Genomic DNA, 16429 nt, shown 5'->3' on the forward strand with positions numbered 1-16429 from the left:
AGAGGAGAACGACATGAAAACGTACCTAAAGTATTGCCTACGTTCAGCAGAAGCCGGTTTGGTAGTGGTTGCGCTTGCCATCACGCCAGCCATGGGCGCAGAAAAGCTCAAACTGACTATCAACTGGACGCCAGGTAACTCGGATATCGGTATTCAGTATGCGGAGGCCCTGGGCTTTTATAAAGCGGCAGGGATCGATCTTGAGATCGAGCCTGGCAAAGGCTCTGGAACGACGTCGCAGCTCGTCGCAGCTGGCAGCACTGATGTCGGACTGGCGAGCGGTTCTTCCGCCATCGCGATAGCAGCGAAAGGCGCACCTATCAAAATCATTGCCCCAGTTTACCAGGCGCCGGAGTGGGGGATCATTTCTCTTGAGGAGTCCTCCATCCTAAAACCAAAGGATCTTGAAGGAAAAACTATAGCCATTCCTGCAGGCTCTGCAGATATCGCACTTTTTGAGACGATGTTGCGCGCCAATGGCGTTGACAAGTCAAAGATTAATGTTCTTTCAGCCGACGCTTCTGGTTACCTCGGTTTGCTCGCCGAGAAAAAAGTTGACGGTGTATCAGCTACGCCAGGCGACGTGATGATACCCCTTGGAGAAAAAGGTATTAAAACTAAGATAATGTTCTACAGGGACAACGGCGCCCCGATCGTAGGCCTAAGCATTATTGCTCGCGACGATAAGCTCAAGAAAAATCCTGAGCTCTACAAAAAGTTCGTTGAGGCCACGCTGAAGGGGTACGCTGCAACTATCAAGAACCCCGAGGCTGCCGTCGATGCGCTTCGCGCGAGAAACCCCGACTCAGCAACAAAGGCCGCGCTAATGGAGGACTTGACTAAATACGTCATGAGCGACTTCTGCGTATCTGGCGCTACAGGCCTGGGCAAGCCGCCTGCGGCCTTGTGGAAGGCTACCGGAGAGGTGCTGACAGCGACCTTCGGGTCACTGGGCGATGGAGGTATCGAGGCCATGCACACCGACGACTATCTTCCCGCGCAGACCCCTGCCTGTCCTTAATAATGGTTAGACGGGACGGTGGCGGCGGCTGCGCCGCCACCAACCTTTAGAAAGTAGCTAGCAGCAATGTGCAGGACAATTCATGGCAAACGTTTACGCTGAATCCGCCACCCCCGTTAAAATACGTGTTTTAAATGGGGCCGGTCGGATACTGCCTCCGGCGCTGGTGTTGGTCGCATTTATCGTGACCTGGCAATTCAGCAGTGATTGGTTTGGCATTCCAGTATACCTCCTCCCGGCGCCGGGCGACTTCATGGGAAGGTTTGTCTCAGATCGGGGTGTACTCGCCTACAATTTTGCGGCCACGGGGTATGTCGTAGCCATCGGGTTTGCTTTCGCCACTCTGATTGCTATCCCCTTGGGATTGGCGATTGCTTCGTACCCCGCACTGAAACGTAGTTTGTTTCCCCTGATCGTCTTTTTTGAAATCATACCGAAGACGATCACTGCGCCCCTTCTTATTGTGTGGTTTGGCTTTGGGTTCACCCCGCGCATTGGGTTGACGATCATCATGACCGTCTTTCCAATCCTGGTGAACAGCATCGCCGGCTTTTCGTCGATCAACCCGCGCCTGCATTTCATCACACAATCGATGGGAGCCAGTCCGTGGCAGACGTTTCGATTTATCCGGCTCCCCGCGGCCTTACCGTATATTTTCTCCGGGATGAAAATTGGTATGGTTTATGCGGTGTCGGCATGCATAACGGTCGAGTTCATCGGTGCAAACGAAGGCCTTGAAGTATTAATACTTTCTGCGTCGAGTTACATGGATATGGCGTTAATGTTCGCGGCAGTATTTGCCACTGCGATATTGGCTATGTTGTTAACGGGCATCTTGCTTGGCCTGGAAACTGTGATGATGCCCTGGAGGAGAGGCCTGTGACCAAGATTGCGAGTTTAAAAACGGGTCGGTCCAAGTATGGATCCTCCGATGAATCGAGAGGCGTGCGGGCGTCCGTTACGCCGGGGCCACGCAGGTCTATCGTGGCGTCAGATATTGAGAAACATTATGGGAAAGTTCGTGCACTTGGCCCTGTCCGGATCGAAATAGCTGAGGGTGAGTTCGTCAGTGTTCTTGGTCCATCCGGATGTGGCAAAAGTACGCTTATGCTGATCATGGCGGGCTTGCTTATGCCAACGACAGGCTCAGTCGATGTCAACGGAAAACAGCTTACGAGCCCCATGACTGACGTTGGAATCGTTTTTCAGGATCATTTGCTTCTTGAATTTCGAACAGCCATGGACAACGTGCTCCTCCAACAGGAAATTCGGCGGCTCGATCGAGCTGCAACTCAGCAACGTGCGAATGAGCTTTTCGGAAAGCTGGGACTTTCCGGAGCGCAGTCCCGCTATCCGCGGCAACTATCTGGTGGAATGCAGCAGCGCGTTTCTATAGCACGTGCCTTGGTCCATGATCCGTCAGTCTTGCTGATGGATGAGCCATTCGGTGCCTTGGACGCAATTTCACGCACCCAGATCAGACACGACCTCGAGACGTTGTGGATGGAAACTCGCAAGAGCGTTCTATTCATCACGCATTCGATTGAAGAGGCGATAGGGCTCTCGGATCGCATTCTCGTCATGTCCAATAGTCCTGGGCGAATTGTGAAGGAAATCAAAGTCGATTTGCCGCGTCCTCGACCCGCTTATCTTGGGAGGTATCCAGAGTTCGATAGATACGTTGAGGAGATCCATGAGACCTTCCAGAACCTGGGCATTTACAAGTTCTAGCTGGACTTCGGGTGCATGGGCTGCGCGGCAACTGCCGCACGGCGAGACTTTCTTATCGGCCGTGGCGTGATTGGGGATTGGAATGAATGACTGGGCTTTCGAGACGGATTTCTGCGTTGTCGGCGCGGGGTCGGCAGGCTGCGTTGTGGCTGCTCGGTTGTCAGAGGATAAAGGCACCAAGGTGCTTCTAGTGGAAGCGGGATCACGTGATTGGCATCCTCACATTCACATCCCAGCTGGTTACTTCTACCTTCTGAAAAACCCCACCTTTAACTGGATGTATGAGACGCAGCCTGAGGAATTAACGAAATCTAGGAAAATTGGCCTTTTTGCCGGGCGCGGGCTGGGTGGTAGCAGTTCGATCAATGGGATGCTCTTTGCCAGAGGGCAGGCTGCGGAATATGATAGGTGGTCAAAAGACTTGGGATGCCGGGGCTGGGGGTTTTCCGATCTTTTACCCTATTTTCGACGCGCAGAAACGTTTTCCGGAAGTGAGTCCCAGCATCGAGGTGGGACTGGACCGGTCTCAGTAGAGCCATTTCGCACAGTTCATCCTCTCGCGGGCGATTTCGTAGAGGCCGCCGTCGAGGCTGGTTATGACCGCGTTTCAGATATGAATTCGCCACAGCGTGAAGGCGCAAGCCTCTTCCAACAAAATCGCCGCGGCCGCTTTAGAGACAATACGTCTTCTGCCTATCTCAGACCGGCCATGAGGCGAAACCCTTCCATCCGGGTCGAGACCAACGCCGTCTGCACCCGGATCATTTTCAATGGACGCAAGGTTGAAGGCATCGAGTTTACCCGAGCAGGTCAGCAAACCCGGGTGAAGGTCAACAGGGAAGTCATCATTTCTAGCGGCGCGATCCGCTCCCCCCAGCTGCTGCAAGTAAGCGGCATCGGAGATCCAAATCTGCTCGCAGCGATCGGCGTGCCAGTCGTCCAATCGTCGCCTCAAGTTGGGCGGAACCTCCGAGACCAGTACATTGTGAGAATGTCTCACCGGGTCAAAGGTGTCCAGACTATCAATGAGACCAATACATTCAGCCGCATTGCGGTCGAGACCCTCAAATATGTATTCCGAAATCGTGGGCTACTCACGTTGGGTGCCAGTATGGCGGCGCTTTACTGCCGGAGCTCGCCTGATGCCCGATTCCCGGATTTGCAACTGATGTTTGCCCCCGTAAGTTTTTCTCCTACAGCTCCAGGAAAATTGGAGAAAACGGGGGGTATGACAATCGGGGTCTTCCTCGTTTGCCCTGATAGTCACGGCACGATCTTCGCACAAACCGGTGACATGCATGAGAAGCCTTTGATYCACCCCCGTTACCTGAGCGATCCGAGAGATTGGCCTCGACTTCTCTCAGGTCTGCGCACAGCCCGCGAACTTTATTCGATGGACGCACTACGTCAGTGGAGCGTCGAGGAGACTGTCCCGGGTCGTCAAGTTCAATCCGACGAAGAATTGTTCGATTATGCACGCAGGGTAGGGGCGTCCGCTGCTCATTATGCCGGAACGTGCCAAATGGGCCCTGAGGATAAGTCAGTGACTGATCTGAATCTTCGCGTGCGGGGAGTCTCAGGCCTACGGGTGGTTGACAACTCTGTGATCCCTTCTCCTGTATCGGGAGGCATGAACGCCACCGCAATTGCCATTGGCGAGAAGGCCGCAGATCTCTTAAAAGCTGCCTAGGCTATCGCCTGCCGACCGCTGCACCCGGCGCAAGAAAGGCTCGGGGGAGGTTTCAACGAGGCTAGCCGATGTGCGGCGTTGCGACGGGATCGGGTAGCCTCCTTCTAGCCCCTATCTCCTGGATGTCCTCGCAGGGGCCAGAGCTCGCCCAATTGGCGAGCAGCCGTGGTTACTTGCGCAGCGATACCGGCGTGACGATTTGCGGTAAGGCGAGAACTTGGTCCAGCCACGCTGACGGTGCCAACCACCTGGCCTTCGGCTTCAATCGGAGCGGCGATCGCAACGACACCCGATTCGGCTTCCTCAATGGATATTGCCCAACCACGCTCCCTCGTCGTGCTCAGTTCCTTCATCAACGCTTCAACGCCGCCGGCGTAAGATTTCCCCTCCGGAGTGTTGAGGGCAATGCGGAGGGCTTCCTCGTCGCCGAGCGTGGATAAGTAGGCCTTGCCATTGGCAGTTGCCACCAAACGGACTGTAGCAACCAGTTCCGGTTGATATTTGAGGCCGTGATGCGCGCCCTGTATCTGAGCAATCCAAGTGAGTGTTTCACCCTGAACGACTGCCATGCGCACCAAATCGGAGCTTTTAGCAGCTAGGTCCTCAAGGACCGGCTGACAAACGTCCGTCAACCGCGTCGCACTTAGAAAGCGTTGGCCAAGGATGGCTAACCGTAAAGTTAGCTTGTAGAACCCGGTGGCAGGGTCTTGTTCGACCCATCCGATCTCGCACAACACGGTTAGCATTCGGTGCGCAGCACTTTTCTGGATGTCCAGCCGCTCCGCTACTTCGCCAAGCCGCATGGCGGCCGCGTCCGTCGCAAGTAGTTCGACCACCGCAAAGCAGCGCTCAACAAGTGAATTCACGACGCGCAAAGGAGATCTCCTGTTCCAGTAAGAATGATATTCTGTTGAGAACTCCGGGTCAATTGTTAAGGGATCGTCGCCGCCCCCCGCCCGGCAAGCCGCCCTGAGGTAAATGCCCAGCCCAGGTGATGTCCATGTCCCTCGAGTATGATTCCACCCTGGCCGGTTGCACCGGCAGCAAATAGCCCGGTAATGACCTTGCCTTCGGGGGTTAGGACCTGCATCGATGCGTTGATCCTCAACCCACCCTCTGTAAGCACCCAACTCCGCACTGGACCTAGCGCGATGTAGGGGGCGCGAACAAGCCCCGGAGTGCCTTCTCTTGGGTTTTGATTGTACGCAGCAATGGTCTTTTCAAGGGTGTGGCCTGGAACACCAATCTTCGCTGCCAGCCCTTGGATCGAGCCAGCTTGATAATAAATGTCCTTCCGGTTTCGCCGATAGTCCGGCAAATATGCATACGCCACGCCGGGCGCTGTTGAAATATAGAATGGCCACTTACTGAATGTTTCAGCGAGTCGCCCGTCTAGCACGATAAAGGCCTCACGGCCTTGCTGTAAAGGTACGCTGAACTGAGGTTTATCGCACTCATCTGTAAACCGCTCTCCCGACCGATTCACCAATATCGCTCCGCTCTCGTAGAGTTTCTTCTGCGGTTCCAGAACAGTAGTGAGAAACATCATGATGAACGGGCGGATTAGAGCCTGGGGGAGATATGTCATTGACCACTTCATTACCAGTGCAAGGAACCGGTTCGGCGGCAGTTTTGTCATCAAATTGTTCTGGGGCGGGATAAAGCGAAGCTGCGGACCGCTTACGAGATCCCCGTTTACAACCTCACCTCCAGCGCCTAGTCCCAGACGGATAGCGTCGCCGGTACTTGTCGTCACGAGCGCATCGGCATGGGAAACCGTTTCACCAGCATAAGCTTGCTTCATTTCTCGGTTGGCGCTGAAGTCGCCGCCGGCGAGCACGACTCCCCCACTGGCAAGAAACTGCCAGTCGACGCCGGCGTTTTCCGCGACCACGCCAGTTATTCGCCCTTTCTCTCGGACAAGACTGGTCACCTGATGATTAAGGAGGACCGTCACGCCTAACCGCCTTGCCCTTCGATAAAGGGCATGTCCGTAGGATCGGGAATTGGGCAGAACGTTATGCATCCTGGGTACCCGGTGCGGAGGCTCAGGCATTGGTCCGAAAAATACGACACCCATGTCGAGAAGCTTTTTGAGMGTCTGCGGGACGTTGTCGACAAACGCGCGCCTCAGTTCAGGATTGTCCCGGGATAAAAGCGCGCCATGGAAAAGTGCCATATCAGCGAAGTGGTCGTCGGGAACGTCGTCAATCCCTACCGCCTTTTGCATGGGAGACCCGCTTGAGGAAAGTGAGCCAATAGCCCAATTCGTCATGCCCCCAGGGCGCGGGTTTTTTTCCAACACCAGAACACGACGACCCAATTCGGCCGCTTCCACGGCAGCGAAGAGACCTGATCCTCCGCCGCCTACTACGATCACGTCAAATGTAGCGCCTTTTCGAGCCACGGCTTTCATCTCCATTGAGGCGGGTGAATCGGGGGTTGACACAAAGTGGCCGCTGTCGGTTCCACTTCCCTGTTGACCCCGGTGAAAAGACCGCCTAAGCATTATGTAGAACACCATTCCAATTAGTATATCATGTCACACAGAGCAAGCGATCACATTCATTATCTCGCCGAGGGGCTTCTATCCGCACATGGCGGAGGCTCTCCATTGGTGGTCGACGCAGCGCTCTTGCAAGAGGTGAGCAGGCCCGCAGCACTCGAAATCCAGCAGCGTGTCATAAAGGGGCTGGCGGCTCCAGTTGCGGCTTGGAAAGCTACTGCGCTCCCCGATGGAGACCTGGTTTCAGCTCCCATCGTAGCTAGCCGGTTCTTCTCCAGCCCGTGCATCCTCGGAGCCAATCTCTATGGGACTGGCGGCGTCGAATGCGAGATCGCGTTCCGATTCGCTCGCGCGCCTAGGGAAGGGGTTAGCGTTACGAAAGCCGGCGTGATCGACGCCTTAGATGGGGCTTGCGCAGCGATCGAGGTCGTCACCAGCCGTTGGGGCGGGCCTATTCCTGCTTCACGCAACGCCATGGTTGCAGACCTTTTAGCCAACGGTGCGCTTGTTTGCGGACCGTTTAACGAGAACTGGGCTTCGGCGTGTTTTGCGTCTCTAAATGTAAGTCTGCGACTGAACGGTGTCGTGACCCATCGCACAACTGGCGGCCACCCTGACAGCGATCTGGTCGGGTTACTTGTCAGGTTTGTTCAAGATCTGCGCGATCGCAAGATCGAAATTCAACCTGGTACCGTCGTCACTACCGGGAGTTTCACCGGTCTAGTCACAGCCAGACCTGGTGATGTGGTCTCTGCAGAATTTGAAGGTTTTGAGCCTGTATCCGTAACATTTGGGGACAGGCGCATAGCAGGAGTGAATCATGCTTAGCGGCAACGGCGTTGTGGGTATCTGGAATGGTATCGCCAATGAGGGAAGGCTCGATTTCTATCAATGGCACATCCACGAGCACATGCCCGAACGAACGGACATACCCGGCTTCTTGCGGGGACGCCGATACAGGGCAGCCGACGCATGCACCCATCCGGAATTCTTCACATTATACGAAGTCGATGAATTCGATGTCCTAGTCGGCCCCGAATATGCAAAGCGTCTGAATGCACCGACGGCCTGGACGCGTCGAGCCACGTCCCACTTCCTCAACACGTCGCGCGGTCTAGCCCGAGTGCTGTATTCCGGTGGTGCAGGACCAGGCGGTGCTGTTGCGACGGTGCGATTCGAACTTCCCTCTGAGGCGCCCAAGAATGCGGTTAATGAGCTCACGGACGTTCTGAAAGCTTTGTCGCAAGCCCCACTCCTAACCGGGGCCCATCTGTGTCGATCTGATGATGATGCTACGCAGACTAAGACGGCCGAAACCCGCAAAGAGAGTGACTACGATGCGCCTCCGGCTTGGTTCATTGTCCTCGAGGGGTGCAACATTGAAGCCCTTTGGTCCCCGACACAGTCGATCTTGCAACATCCCTATGTCAGCCGACCGAGAATAGGTCGCTACCAGCTAGAATACACCCGACTGAAGACTGAAACGGCGGCAGGCTGAGAGGTTGTCATGAAACTGTTGCGACACGGTGCTGCCGGCGCCGAAAGGCCAGGAATACTAGACGCGGAAGGTGCTATCCGGGATCTTAGCAGCGTTATCGATGACATCGGCCGTGAGACACTCTCGCGACGGACTATGGATCACCTTCGCTCCCTAGATGTCGCACTGCTGCCTGTAATTCCCGAGGACGTTCGTCTAGGCCCTCCGGTTTCGGACGTTCGTCACTTTATCGCGGTTGGCCTCAACTATGTTGACCACGCGACGGAAACCGGCACGCCTATACCCGAGGAGCCTGTCGTCTTCTCGAAAGCACCGTCCTCAATTTCGGGCCCGATGGACAACATTCCAATGCCAGCGGGTTCAGACATGCTCGACTGGGAAGCTGAAATCGCCGTCGTAATTGGCGAGCATGGCTTTCAAGTCCCCGAATCTGACGCCCTCTCCATCGTCGCCGGTTACCTGCTCTGTCACGATGTTTCTGAGCGGCGCGACCAGATTCACCGAGGTGGACAGTGGATGAAAGGAAAGTCTCGCCCTGGCTTTGGCCCTTTGGGTCCGTGGCTCGTCACCCCTGATGAGGTATCCGATCCTCAAAACCTCGACATTTGGCTAACAGTCAACGGTGTCTCTCGGCAGGCCGGCACGACAGGGAAGATGATATTCTCGTTTGCCTATTTGATATCTTACATCTCCCAATTCATGGCCCTAGAGCCTGGCGACGTCATCACCACCGGCACACCGCACGGTGTTGGGCTCGGTTTAAAACCCCCACAGTTTCTGAACGAAGGTGATGTCGTGGAATTGGGAGCGACGGGCCTTGGTAGCCAGCGTCAAGTTGTCGTCGCCGCTCCAAGGCGGCCTCGCAGCGAGGCGCGCGTTCACGGGACAATAACCGGATCTGCGCCGGACGCTTAGGCCTCAGAATTCGCCGGGACGGCCTTAACGATGACCCTCTATGCCGGTTGGGAGAAGACGATGCAGCTTGAAACCAATTTGCTCGGCGCGGAAGCCACTCTGACCTTGAACTCCGCCGATAACGTATTGATTGCTCGGAGAGCCTTGCTTCACGGTACCGACTTGGGCAGCGGGCTTGTGACCGTGAACGCAGTGCCCGCAGGACACAAGGTTGCGCGACGGCTGATACAGAAAGGTGAGCCTGTCCTGCGCTATGGGCAAGTTATCGGCTTTGCCACAAGTGACATCCAGCCAGGCAGCCACGTTCACCTTCAAAACATGGCTATGGGCGAGTTTGAGAAAGACTATGCCTTCAGCTCAGCTGTCACGCCAACCCAATACGTGGATACGCCCGCCACGTTTATGGGCATTCGACGGCCAGATGGCCGTGCCGCCACTCGTAATTACGTGGGCATATTGAGCACAGTGAACTGCAGCAGCCACGTGGCTGAACTCGTTGCGGACGTCTTTCGCAAGAACCCGTTTAAGGGGGACGATCCCCTATCAGCCTACCCGAACGTCGACGGCGTTGTAGCTCTGACGCACAAGTCCGGCTGCGGGATGACGAGCGGCGAGCCTCTTCGGCTTTTACGTCGGACCATGGGAGGGTACGCCCGTCATGTAAATTTCAGCCATGTTGTGGTCCTTGGCCTAGGATGCGAAGTCAACCAGGTAGGCGGTCTCCTTGAGGAACAGGGGCTGGCCGGTCGCGTCCGCAGCATGGATATTCAGACGATGGGCGGGGCACGCAGGACTGTTGAGGCATCAGTCTCGTTCGTCCGTGAGGTGCTTGAAGAGTCCAATCGCGTCACGCGCGAACCAATTCCAGCGAGTGAACTGGTGGTCGGCCTCCAATGCGGTGGATCTGATGGTCTTTCAGGCGTGACCGCGAACCCGGCGCTCGGGGCGGCAAGCGATATCCTGGTGCGAAATGGCGGCACCGTTATCCTTTCGGAAACGCCTGAGACCTTCGGAGCCGAGCATTTGCTGACACGCCGCGCCGTCTCACGCGAGGTGGGTGAGCGACTCTTGCAGCACATGGCCTGGTGGGAGAGTTATTTCCAACGCGAAGGAGCCGTGATGAACGACAATCGTTCGCCCGGCAACATGGCGGGAGGGATAAGTACCATCGTTGAAAAATCACTAGGGGCGATGGCAAAGGCGGGAACTACCAACCTCGTCGAAGTCGTGGGGTATGCCGAGCCTGTGAGAGGTCCCGGCTTCGTGTTTATGGATACCCCGGGATACGATCCGGTTTCTGCTACCGGCCAAGTCGCTGGAGGTGCAAACCTAATCTGCTTCACAACCGGGAGGGGCAGTGTTTTCGGGTGCAAACCCTCGCCAGCGATCAAGCTCGCTTCCAACACACCTATGTACACACGCATGCAGGACGACATGGACATCAACTGCGGCGAGGTCATCACAGGGGCCGAAAGCGTAGAAGAATGCGGACAGCGCATCTTCGATCTCATTCTCGACGTTGCTTCAGGGACCCGATCAAAGAGCGAAAGCTTCGATTTCGGCGCTAACGAGTTCGCGCCTTGGGTCCTTGGCGCGACTGTGTGACAGAACATGAAAATCGTTCATTCAGATCTTCACCTCGTGCATGACCCGCAGACGTTCATACAGCGTGGTCGGTTGGTGAAAAGTCCAGAACGTCCGGAGCGCGCCCACACCCTGTTATCTGCTGCAATTGATGCTGGGCACATGGGCGTGCAAGCGGTGCCAATGGCATCAGCTGCCATCGAGCTCGTTCATTCTGCAAGATACCTGGACTTCCTCGAGAACGGCATTGCCGAGTGGTCCGTCCTCCCAAACGCTGGACCGGAAATGGTCCCTAATACTCATCCCAACCGCTTTGCTTCTCATTATGCCAGTCACATCGTGGCTCGCGCTGGCTTTCACCAAGGTGATACGTCATGTCCGATCAGTGCTGGGACCTGGCGCGCAGCCCGCGGCAGCGTGGATATCGCGCTGAACGTGGGCGCTCTGATCGAGAGCGGTGCACGAAGCGCCTATGGCCTTTGTCGGCCACCAGGCCATCATGCTTTCACCGATATGGCGTCAGGATTTTGCTATTTGAACAATGTAGCTGTACTCGCCGAGTCGCTTCGGCTGTCTGGCGCCAAACGCGTGGCCGTGCTCGACATCGACATTCACCATGGAAATGGCACACAGCAGATTTTCTACGAGCGGTCTGACGTCCTTACGGTCTCTGTGCACGCCGATCCTGATCGTTTTCCCATGTTCTTCTCCGGTTATAGCGATGAAACCGGTCACGGGGAGGGGGAGGGATTTAATCTCAATCTTCCTTTGCCTCACGGCAGTGACAATCGCGCCTTCGTGGCCGCAATAGGAGAAGGCCTGTCTCGTGTTCAAAATTTCGCCCCCGACGTTCTCATCGTTGCCTTGGGCCTTGATGCCTATCGAGGCGACCCGCTGAGCGTCCTAGACGTTTGTACCGAGGGCTTCGCTCAAGCCGCGGCAGCAATTAACGAGTTCTCGGGACCCGTGGCTCTCATTCAGGAGGGTGGATATCCGAGCGTTGAGCTTGGCCAAAACCTCGTGGCGTTCCTCGGCTGCATCCAGGACTGATCCAAGACCAAAGGCCGCCTCACTCAGGGCTGCTGCCAGCATTTCAGGAGAATTCAATGACCGAAAGCCTTTCACATCTGACGCCAGTAAACACACGCCCGGCGTCGACTCTGATGTCTGACGGAATGATGATTAGGGGAAGTGGCACCTTCGTCTCAGTGCTTATCCCCGTCGATGACGACGGGAATATCGTCACCTCATCATTCGAAGAACAGGTCAACGCTGTTTTTGTAGAAATTCAAAGGACACTTGCCGCGGCAGACTTACGGTTTGAGCACATTGCCCGGCTCACATATTACGTCGTTGGCCTCAATGCGGAGCGGGCATCCACCATCCGGAATGTGCGAAGTGGCTTTCTGTCTACTCGGACACCTCCTGCGTCCGCTTTGATTGGCGTTGCCGGCCTAATGGGCGGGGTTAGCATCGAGGTTGAAATCCTCGCGGTAATCCCGTGATCAACACCGTGCCGCATCGTTTTCGCGGCAAACACGCTCTGGGGCTCCCTTCAAATGACTGATCTTGCAGATTATAGCGCAACCGACTTGCTTCACGGCTATGCGACTCGGGAATTCTCGCCCGTCGACGCTTTTGAAGCCGTATTAACCCGGGTGTCCAGGGTTGACCCTGTTCTAAACGCATTGGTTCTTGTCGATCCCGATAGAGGGCGTGCCGCTGCCCGGGCTTCCGAGACTCGGTGGCTCTCGGGCAATCCTGTCGGATCAATTGATGGGGTGCCTGTAACGGTCAAAGATCAATCGCTTACGCAAGGCTGGCCGACCCGAAGAGGCTCATTAACGGTAAAGGCGCATGGGCCTTGGGATGAAGACGCGCCTGTTGTTGGCCGGCTGAAAGAGAGCGGTGGCGTCCTATTCGGTAAGACCACGACCCCTGAGTTCGGATGGAAATCCGTAACGGACAGCCCATTATCGGGCACCAGTCGAAACCCGTGGGATCCCAATTTAACGTGCGGAGGGTCGAGCGGCGGCGCCGCGATCGCAGCTGCGGCCGGGATGGGAGCCCTCCACCAAGGAAGCGACGCAGGTGGCTCAGTCAGAATCCCCGCCGCGCTCTGCGGGGTGTATGGCCTGAAGCCTACTTTTGGCCGTGTGCCGATGTATCCACAGGGTCTGGGCTCGATGGCGCAGCTTGGCCATTATGGTCCCATTAACCGCACCGTCTCGGATGCAGCGTTGATGCTGGATGTGATTTCTAAGCCTGATGCAAGAGATTGGTTAGCGGTAGAGCACGACCCGCGATCGTTCGTGGACAGACTCGATAAGGGCGTTGATGGTCTTCGCATCGCTTACAGTGAAACGTTAGGGTATGCACATGTGGACCCCGAGGTTGCTTCGACTGTTGCGCAAGTTGTCAAACGGTTCGAGCAGCTGGGCGCTGTGGTGGAAGAAGTATCCCCACCGATTGATGACCCCTCGGCGTGCTTTCTAACATTCTATGAAGCATCCTTGGCCTGCAGCCTCGTTGGCATCTCAGAAATCGACTTGGAGATGTGCGACCCAGGTCTGCGTGAGATTGCGGAAAAAGGTCGGGGCGTGACGGCAGCCCAATTGCTCACCGGCTTGGCAGACCCGAGAGAGACTGGCCCGCACTATGAGTGAGTTTCATCAGAAGTTTGACCTGTTGATTACTCCCCAGCTCTCGGTCACCGCCTTCGAGGCGGGCGGACCTGTTCACCCTCCCCACCTCAAGTCCATGTGGGACTGGATTGCGTTCTGCTTTCCGTTCAATCTGACACATCAGCCTGCTGCGGCGATGCCTTGCGGTTTTCCGATCAGGGCCTTCCCATAGCTCTCCAGATTGTCGGTCCCAAGTATGCCGATAGCCTTGTCCTTCAGGCCAGCCGGGCCTTCGAAAAACTACAGCCGATTATGATGCCGAATACCAATAATCTGCTCCGACCTGGCCTTATCAAGCGCTAGCCGCCGTAACGCCTATCAGCTAAAGGGTTATTCTATGTGTTTGGAAACGCCGCGGCTTAGTTTCCGCAAGTGGTCATACGACGACGTTGACCTGGCTCGCCAGATGCATGCCGATACGAACGTCATGCAACATCTTACGCGGCTGACTGAGCGAAACCAGTTGGAAGCATGGGTTCATGAGCAGGTTGAACACCACAGAGAGCACGGCTACGGCGTGTGGATACTTGAGGAACGGGGGACTGGCGCCTTTGTAGGTTATTGCGGCCTGTCTACCGTATCCTATCAGGCCCACTTTACACCGGCGGTCGAAATTTCTTGGATTCTGAAACCTGAGTTTTGGGGTAAGGGGTTAGCGACAGAGGCTGCGGAAGCGGTCATCGCCGACGGCTTCGAGCGCCTAGGGCTTGCTCAGATTGTGGCTACTGCTTCGGTAGCCAATGCCAACTCGCTCCAGGTCATGAAACGCCTCGGGATGACCCATGACGCCGCAGATAACTTCGAGCATCCTCTGAAGTCGATCGCCAGCGGCCAGAAGCAGCAAGTCCTTTTTCGGCTAAGCCGCGACGATTGGGCGAAGAGGAATGGTTTGACCGATGACGTGAGGAAATCATTATCAATTTAACATAATGGATATTATGCGCGATAAGCTATTGATTCTGCGACATAATTGTTAGTTCCATAACTAATATTATGCGACTTTCACCGGTAACGGCAAATCCTTTTTCGCRGCTTGAAAGTAATGACTCGTCATTCCGCTAGTATTTACTGGCACTTATCAAGGACTAATCGACCAGCTAATAACAGTAACGCCTACTCTACATTTGTGGGTCAGGCCCCATCCTTTTGATCAAATTTTACCGGAGACTCTGAACTCTTCTGAGCAGCCGGGCACGCGTTCCAGGGCAGACCATACCGTCCTTCGCTCGCCTCCCCTCTCGGCGCACTGGCTTGTGTGGCATACGACAGACGCTCTCGGATTCCATCAGTCCGCGCCACCTTTCAACTCGCTTGCAGTCGCGGTGCGAACCGCTTGCCGATCAGAGCGAATAGCCCAAAGACGTGATCGCTCGCGCCGCCGGTGTGACCGCGCATCAAGCTGGTGACGATCTCTGGCACCGCTTTACGCAGCGCTTGGTGGGGTAGGCCCTCTTGCGGCGGCGAAAGGCCGTCAAAGGGGTGGGCGGGAGCGTGAAGTCCAGCGTCCCTCGCCCGGCCTATCCAGGACGCACGAAGCCAGGGGCATGAAACAGGTCGGCCATTTCTGCCCGGCTCGCTTTGACAGAAGCGTCGGCTAGGCTCGCTCAATCGCCAAAGCGATGCCTTGACCAACTCCCATGCACATGGTGGCCAGCGCATAGCGGCCACCACGCTCGCGCAGCTCCAGTGCTGCCGTTCCCGCAATGCGGGCGCCCGACATGCCTAAGGGGTGGCCGAGCGCGATTGCACCCCCGTTGGGATTAACGTGCTCCGCGTCCTCTTTGACGTTAAGGGCGCGGAGCACGGCGATGCCTTGGGAGGCAAAGGCTTCGTTGAGCTCGATGACATCGAATTGTTTTGGCGTCAGCCCAAGCCGCGCACAGAGTTTGTTCGTCGCCGGCGCCGGACCGATGCCCATAATGCGTGGCGCAACACCGGCGGCTGCCCCGGCGAGAATGCGAGCGATCGGCGTTAGCCCGTATTTCCTCACCGCCGCTTCCGAGGCAACGATCAGCGCCGCTGCGCCATCATTGACGCCGGAGGCATTGCCGGCCGTGACCGTGCCGCCCTGCCGGAATGGCGCCGGCAATTTGGCCAGCGCCTCGACCGTGGTGCCGGCGCGGGGATGTTCATCTTTGCTGACAACAACCGCATCGCCCTTGCGTTGCGGGATTGTCACCGCCGTGATTTCCTTGGCAAGCCGGCCATTGGCCTGCGCCGCGACGGCCTTATTCTGGCTGCGCACGGCAAAAGCGTCCTGGTCGGCGCGCGAGACGGAAAAATCCTCGGCGACGTTTTCGCCGGTTTCCGGCATGGAATCGACGCCATACTGCTTCTTCATCAGCGGGTTGACGAAGCGCCAGCCAATGGTGGTGTCATAAATATCGGCATTGCGCGAGAACGCTGTCTCGGCCTTGGGCATGACGAAGGGCGCCCGGCTCATCGATTCGACGCCGCCTGCGATCATCAGCTCGGCTTCACCAGCCTTGATGGCGCGCGCGGCAATGGTCAGCGCCTCCATGCCCGAGCCGCACAGGCGATTGACGGTCGAGCCGGGGATTTCCTTTGACAGGCCGGCCAGCAGCAGCGCCATGCGCGCCACGTTGCGGTTGTCCTCGCCGGCCTGGTTGGCGCAACCATAGACGACGTCGTCGACCGCCTGCCAATCAACGCCCGGATTGCGCTCGACAAGTGCTCTCAGAGGCACGGCACCCAAGTCGTCCGCGCGCACAGCAGATAACGAGCCGCCATAGCGGCCGATCGGCGTGCGTATGTAATCGCAGATATAGGCCTCGGACAT

The 16429-nt window shown here is 56.5% G+C and carries 16 protein-coding genes; 13 read left to right on the forward strand and 3 right to left on the reverse strand.

The features are described 5' to 3' along the window. Positions 1-13: 13 nt before the first annotated feature. From AC1D0N_RS28020 to AC1D0N_RS28035, 4 genes are all read left to right on the forward strand, one after another. Positions 14-1021 (forward strand): ABC transporter substrate-binding protein, encoded by a 1008-nt coding sequence (locus AC1D0N_RS28020; protein WP_477249418.1) that lies wholly within the window; start codon positions 14-16, stop codon positions 1019-1021. Between the two features lie 82 nt (positions 1022-1103). Beyond that, positions 1104-1904 (forward strand): ABC transporter permease, encoded by an 801-nt coding sequence (locus AC1D0N_RS28025; RefSeq protein WP_477249420.1) that lies wholly within the window; start codon positions 1104-1106, stop codon positions 1902-1904. After that, positions 1901-2752 (forward strand): ABC transporter ATP-binding protein, encoded by an 852-nt coding sequence (locus AC1D0N_RS28030; RefSeq protein ID WP_477249421.1) that lies wholly within the window; start codon positions 1901-1903, stop codon positions 2750-2752. Before AC1D0N_RS28025 ends, AC1D0N_RS28030 begins: the two co-directional genes overlap by 4 nt. An 82-nt stretch (positions 2753-2834) precedes the next feature. After that, positions 2835-4442, forward strand: a complete 1608-nt coding sequence (locus AC1D0N_RS28035; RefSeq protein WP_477249423.1) for a GMC family oxidoreductase — start codon at positions 2835-2837, stop codon at positions 4440-4442. A 104-nt stretch (positions 4443-4546) separates the two neighbouring features. On the opposite strand, the gene AC1D0N_RS28040 is transcribed toward AC1D0N_RS28035, so the two are convergent. Both AC1D0N_RS28040 and AC1D0N_RS28045 read right to left on the reverse strand, forming a co-directional pair. Continuing rightward, entirely contained in the window at positions 4547-5308 is a 762-nt protein-coding gene (locus AC1D0N_RS28040) for an IclR family transcriptional regulator (RefSeq protein ID WP_477249465.1), read from the reverse strand. A gap of 65 nt (positions 5309-5373) precedes the next feature. Then, on the reverse strand, positions 5374-6864 hold the full coding sequence (locus AC1D0N_RS28045) for an FAD-dependent oxidoreductase (protein WP_477249425.1): 1491 nt from the start codon (positions 6862-6864) through the stop codon (positions 5374-5376). Positions 6865-7059: 195 nt separating this feature from the next. Here AC1D0N_RS28045 and AC1D0N_RS28050 point away from each other — a divergent pair, with 195 nt between their 5' ends. The 9 genes from AC1D0N_RS28050 (at position 7060) to AC1D0N_RS28090 (ending at position 14554) form a co-directional block, all read left to right on the forward strand. Next, positions 7060-7776, forward strand: a complete 717-nt coding sequence (locus AC1D0N_RS28050; RefSeq protein WP_477249467.1) for a fumarylacetoacetate hydrolase family protein — start codon at positions 7060-7062, stop codon at positions 7774-7776. Next, positions 7769-8446 carry a hypothetical protein gene (locus tag AC1D0N_RS28055; RefSeq protein ID WP_477249426.1) on the forward strand — a complete coding sequence of 226 codons (678 nt, stop codon included), beginning with the start codon at positions 7769-7771 and terminating at the stop codon, positions 8444-8446. Before AC1D0N_RS28050 ends, AC1D0N_RS28055 begins: the two co-directional genes overlap by 8 nt. A 9-nt stretch (positions 8447-8455) precedes the next feature. Continuing rightward, a complete protein-coding gene (locus tag AC1D0N_RS28060; RefSeq protein WP_477249427.1) occupies positions 8456-9361 on the forward strand; it encodes a fumarylacetoacetate hydrolase family protein in 906 nt (301 codons plus the stop codon). A 60-nt stretch (positions 9362-9421) separates the two neighbouring features. After that, positions 9422-10966 carry a UxaA family hydrolase gene (locus tag AC1D0N_RS28065; RefSeq protein WP_477249469.1) on the forward strand — a complete coding sequence of 515 codons (1545 nt, stop codon included), beginning with the start codon at positions 9422-9424 and terminating at the stop codon, positions 10964-10966. A gap of 6 nt (positions 10967-10972) precedes the next feature. After that, positions 10973-11995 carry a histone deacetylase family protein gene (locus tag AC1D0N_RS28070; RefSeq protein WP_477249429.1) on the forward strand — a complete coding sequence of 341 codons (1023 nt, stop codon included), beginning with the start codon at positions 10973-10975 and terminating at the stop codon, positions 11993-11995. Between the two features lie 56 nt (positions 11996-12051). Beyond that, complete coding sequence (locus AC1D0N_RS28075; RefSeq protein ID WP_477249431.1) at positions 12052-12450, forward strand: RidA family protein; 399 nt, start codon at positions 12052-12054, stop codon at positions 12448-12450. A gap of 54 nt (positions 12451-12504) precedes the next feature. Then, positions 12505-13611, forward strand: a complete 1107-nt coding sequence (locus AC1D0N_RS28080) for an amidase family protein (protein WP_477249432.1) — start codon at positions 12505-12507, stop codon at positions 13609-13611. Continuing rightward, on the forward strand, positions 13604-13801 hold the full coding sequence (locus tag AC1D0N_RS28085; RefSeq protein ID WP_477249433.1) for a hypothetical protein: 198 nt from the start codon (positions 13604-13606) through the stop codon (positions 13799-13801). Before AC1D0N_RS28080 ends, AC1D0N_RS28085 begins: the two co-directional genes overlap by 8 nt. A gap of 165 nt (positions 13802-13966) precedes the next feature. Next, positions 13967-14554 (forward strand): GNAT family N-acetyltransferase, encoded by a 588-nt coding sequence (locus AC1D0N_RS28090; protein WP_477249436.1) that lies wholly within the window; start codon positions 13967-13969, stop codon positions 14552-14554. Positions 14555-15223: 669 nt separating this feature from the next. On the opposite strand, the gene pcaF is transcribed toward AC1D0N_RS28090, so the two are convergent. Next, entirely contained in the window at positions 15224-16429 is a 1206-nt protein-coding gene (pcaF, locus tag AC1D0N_RS28095) for a 3-oxoadipyl-CoA thiolase (RefSeq protein WP_477249438.1), read from the reverse strand.

The organism is Mesorhizobium sp. P2_E10, assembly GCF_056404235.1.